2 protein-coding genes and 1 pseudogene are annotated in these 4,622 nt (G+C 69.5%); all 3 read left to right on the plus strand.

Going from position 1 to position 4,622, the window contains the following annotated elements:
* Window positions 1–1,140, plus strand: a pseudogene (locus ACFFNX_RS42905) (hypothetical protein); the annotation flags it as partial.
* 343 nt (window positions 1,141–1,483) lie between these two features.
* Window positions 1,484–3,325, plus strand: a complete 1,842-nt coding sequence (locus tag ACFFNX_RS42910) for a 2-oxoacid:acceptor oxidoreductase subunit alpha (protein ID WP_378211999.1) — start codon at window positions 1,484–1,486, stop codon at window positions 3,323–3,325.
* Complete coding sequence (locus ACFFNX_RS42915) at window positions 3,322–4,353, plus strand: 2-oxoacid:ferredoxin oxidoreductase subunit beta (protein ID WP_378212000.1); 1,032 nt, start codon at window positions 3,322–3,324, stop codon at window positions 4,351–4,353. The genes ACFFNX_RS42910 and ACFFNX_RS42915 overlap by 4 nt, the downstream gene beginning before the upstream one ends.
* Window positions 4,354–4,622: the final 269 nt, after the last annotated feature.

A 4,622-nucleotide genomic window follows, 5' to 3' on the forward strand; every position in this document is an offset into this window, starting at 1 on the left:
GGCGGCCCGGGCGGCCCGCCCCCGTGGGGAGGCCCGGGCCAGCCGTACGGCTTCGGCCCGCCGCCCCCGCCGGCCAAGAAGGGCGGCGCCGGGGTCTTCCTGGCGATCGGCGCCGGTGTGCTCGCCCTCATCGTGATCGTGGTCGTCGTGGTCGCCGTCAGCAGCGGATCCGGTGACGACCCGAAGAAGACCTCCGGCAAGGCGGCCGCGGAGGCCGGACGCGCCCTCGGCTCGGCGGGGGGCGCGAACTACACCGGCACGTACGGCGGCAACCAGGCGGCGTTCTCGGTGACCAAGGCCGGCAGCGCCCGGGGCAGCTACAACAGCCACGGCTCGCCGGTCTCCCGCGTCGACATCGCCGGCACGACCTACATCAAGGCCGACTCCAGCTACTGGAGCGCCGCGGGCCAGTCCTCCTCCGAGGCCGACAAGGCGGACGGCAAGTGGGCCAAGGCCCCCGACTCCGCGAACGACCTGAAGCTGGCCGACTTCTCACCGGCCAAGCTGTCGCAGGTCCTCCAGCAGGCGGGGAACGACCCGCAGGCCGTCAACACCCCGGCGGGCAGCACCCCGGCGATCAAGATGACGGTCGGCGAGACGACCTACTACATCTCCAAGAGCAGTCCGCACCGTCTGCTGCGCATCGAGGGCACCTCCGGCAGCGAGTCCTACACCCTGGACGTGAAGCCGCTGCAGGGCTCGGCCGCCATGTCGCCGGTCTTCTCCGCACTCCGGAACGACGTGCAGAACCTCAAGGACGCCTACGACCCCTCGATCACCATGCTGCCGATGGGCAAGATCCAGTTCGGCAGCTGCACCGAGTCGGGCTGCACCGTGCACGGCAGCGTGATGCCCTCCTCGACCGGCACCTCGGACGCTTCGGTGCACATCACGATGAACGCCCGGTTCTGGGGTGACGGACCGACCGTCTCGACGTGTAAGGGCACGGGCACGACCACGCCGAGCCACGAGACATCGATCACATGCCGCACCAGTGGCAGCAAGTGGACGTCGTGGTACCGGTCACACAACGGCCGCTTCACCATCCACGCCAGCTCGACCTTCGACGCGACGGTGAACTCCAGCAGCGACGTGAACGGGCTGCTCACCAAGCTGCAGCAGGAGCAGCAGGGCAGCTGAGCCGACGCCCCGGCCCGGCCCCCACGGCCGGGTCGGGCCGACGCCCGGTCACGTGACGCTTCGGCGCCGCGACCTATAGTTCCGCACGTGACCCCTGATCTTTGCCGCCGACCCCCTAGATCCGCGCCCGGCATGCTTGCGTCCCGCCGCCGCGGGGAACCGACTCGATGGGCACGGGGCGGAGTACGGAGCTGCGCGGTCTCTCCTGGCTCGCGCCCGGCAGCCCGCGCAGACGGGACCGACCATCGCACCCGGGACGTAGCATGAAGGTAAGCCTAAGTAGCGCTTCGGAAACGGACCCCTTCCACCGCAGAGGCGCTGCTCGTCGAGGAGGTCTTGCTCCGTGACCAAGCAGGTCCAACAACTCGATCGTGTCATCATCCGCTTCGCGGGTGACTCCGGCGACGGAATGCAGCTGACCGGCGACCGCTTCACGCAGGAGACCGCAGCCTTCGGCAACGACCTGTCGACGCTTCCCAACTTTCCCGCCGAGATCCGTGCGCCGGCCGGCACCCTGCCGGGTGTGTCCAGCTTCCAGCTGCACTTCGCCGACCACGACATCGTCACCCCGGGCGACGCCCCCAACGTTCTCGTCGCGATGAACCCGGCGGCCCTCAAGGCCAATGTCGCCGACCTGCCGCGCGGTGCCGACCTCATCGTCAACACCGATGAGTTCACCAAGCGGGCGCTGACGAAGGTCGGGTACGCCGAGAGCCCGCTCGAAGACGGGTCGCTGGACGAATACCGCGTGCACTCGCTGCCGTTGACGTCGATGACCGTCAAGGCGCTCGAGGACTTCGACATCTCCAAGAAGGACGCCGAGCGGGCCAAGAACATGTTCGCCCTCGGGCTGTTGTCCTGGCTCTACCACCGGCCGACGGACGCGACCGTACGCTTCCTGGAGCTGAAGTTCGCCAAGAAGCCCGAGATCATGAAGGCCAACATCGCGGCCTTCCAGGCCGGCTGGAGCTACGGCGAGACCACCGAGTCCTTCTCGGTGTCGTACGAGATCAAGCCGGCGACGCTGCCGCCGGGGCTCTACCGCAACATCTCCGGCAACATGGCGCTGGCGTACGGCCTGGTCGCCGCCGGCAGCCGGTCGGGGCTGCCGGTGTTCCTCGGCTCGTACCCCATCACGCCGGCGTCCGACATCCTGCACGAGCTGTCCAAGCACAAGCGGTTCGGCGTCCGCACGTTCCAGGCCGAGGACGAGATCGCGGCCGTCGGCGCCGCGCTCGGCGCGTCCTTCGGCGGGTCGCTGGGCGTCACGACCACCTCCGGGCCCGGCATCTCGCTCAAGAGCGAGACGGTCGCCCTGGGCGTCGCCACGGAACTGCCGCTGATCGTGATCGACGTGCAGCGGGCCGGGCCGTCCACCGGCATGCCGACCAAGACCGAGCAGGCCGACCTGCTCCAGGCGATGTACGGCCGCAACGGCGAGGCGCCGGTGCCGGTCGTCGCGCCGTGCACGCCGTCGGACTGCTTCGCGATCGGCCTGGAGGCGGCGCGCATCGCGGTGAAGTACCGCACGCCGGTCATCGTGCTGTCCGACGGTTACCTGGCGAACGGCTCCGAGCCGTGGCAGATCCCCGACGTCGAGTCCCTGCCCGAGATCACGCCCGGTTTCGCCGAGGCCGTGGAGGGCGAGGAGTTCCAGCCGTTCAAGCGCGACCCCGACACGCTCGCCCGGCCGTGGGCGATCCCGGGCACCGCCGGCCTCGAACACCGCATCGGCGGCATCGAGAAGGCCGACGGCAGCGGCAACATCTCCTACGATCCGGCCAACCACGACCTCATGGTCCGGCTGCGCCAGGCGAAGATCGACGGCATCGCCCGCGACATCCCGCCGCTGGCCGTCGACGACCCGTCGGGCGCCGCCCGGGTGCTGGTGCTCGGCTGGGGCGGCACGTACGGCGCGATCACCGCGGCGGTGCGCCGCGTCCGTGCCGCCGGCGGGCAGATCGCCCAGGCCCACCTGCGGCACCTCAATCCCTTCCCGGCCAACATCGAAGAAGTGCTCCGGTCCTACGACAAGGTCGTGGTCCCGGAGATCAACCTCGGCCAGCTGGCACTGCTGCTGCGCGGCCGTTACCTCGTCGACGTGATCGGCTACAACCGCGTACGCGGCCTGCCCTTCAAGGCCGAGGAACTCCAGACAGTGTTGCAGGATGTGATCGACTCATGACTGATCCTCTGGCCCTCGTCCCCAAGGACCCCGAGCGGCAGACGGCCAAGGACTTCAAGACCGACCAGGAGGTCCGCTGGTGCCCGGGCTGCGGTGACTACGCGATCCTCGCCGCCGTGCAGGGCTTCCTGCCCGAGCTGGGGCTCCGCCGGGAGAACGTCGTGTTCGTCTCGGGCATCGGCTGCTCCTCGCGGTTCCCGTACTACATGAACACCTACGGGTTCCACTCGATCCACGGCCGCGCTCCGGCGATCGCGACCGGTCTCGCCTCGTCGCGGCCCGACCTGTCGGTGTGGGTGGTGACCGGTGACGGCGACGCGCTGTCCATCGGCGGCAACCACCTGATCCACTCGCTGCGACGCAACGTCAACCTCAAGATCCTGCTGTTCAACAACCGGATCTACGGGCTGACCAAGGGCCAGTACTCTCCGACCTCGGAGGTCGGCAAGATCACCAAGTCGACGCCGATGGGGTCGCTGGACTCGCCGTTCAACCCGATCTCGCTGGCGATCGGCGCCGAGGCCTCGTTCGTGGCCCGCACGATCGACTCCGACCGCAAACACCTGCAGTCGGTGCTGCGCGCGGCGGCTCAGCACAACGGCACGGCGCTGGTGGAGATCTACCAGAACTGCAACATCTTCAACGACGACGCGTTCCTGCCGCTGAAGGACCCCGCCCGGCGCGACGACGTGACGGTGCGGCTGGAGCACGGCGAGCCGATCGTGTTCGGCGCCGATCGTGACAAGGCACTGCGCCGCACGCCGTCGGGCGCGATCGAGGTCGTCTCCGCCGACGCGCCGGACGTCCTGGTACACGACGCGAAGGCCGACGACCCGTCGCTGGCGTTCTCGCTGTCCCGGCTCGACTCGCCGACGTTCGAGCACACCCCGATCGGCATCTTCCGTCAGGTCGAGCGGCCGACGTACGACCAGCTCATGCGCGAGCAGCTCGACGAGGCGGTCGCCCAGCAGGGCCCCGGCGACCTCGTCGGCCTGCTCGCCAGCGGCGACACCTGGCGCATCGACTGACGGACGGGTATTCCTGGCGAATTGCCGGGAGCATACTTACCTGGACTCTCATTAGCTGAAAGTGCGGAGTGTCCAGGTATGAGCGGCGGAGAAAAGGGCGAATCGGAAACGCCGCATTCAGGCGGTGCGGATTCCCGGAGCGGGACCGCACCGTCCGGTGGCCAGGGCGCCGCGTGGGCGAGCCCGGACGCCGGCGGCCCGAGTCCCTCCACCGGCCCGCCGGCGAGCCCCTACGGCCCGTCGGCACGTCCCCCGTACGGCGGGCCACC

The sequence above is a fragment of the Actinoallomurus acaciae genome, from assembly GCF_042429965.1.
Lineage (GTDB): Bacteria > Actinomycetota > Actinomycetes > Streptosporangiales > Streptosporangiaceae > Actinoallomurus > Actinoallomurus acaciae.

Bases quoted from the DNA above. Each gene is read 5' to 3' on its own strand.
- ACFFNX_RS42915 (WP_378212000.1), top strand. From the start codon at position 3,322: ATGACTGATCCTCTGGCCCTCGTCCCCAAGGACCCCGAGCGGCAGACG.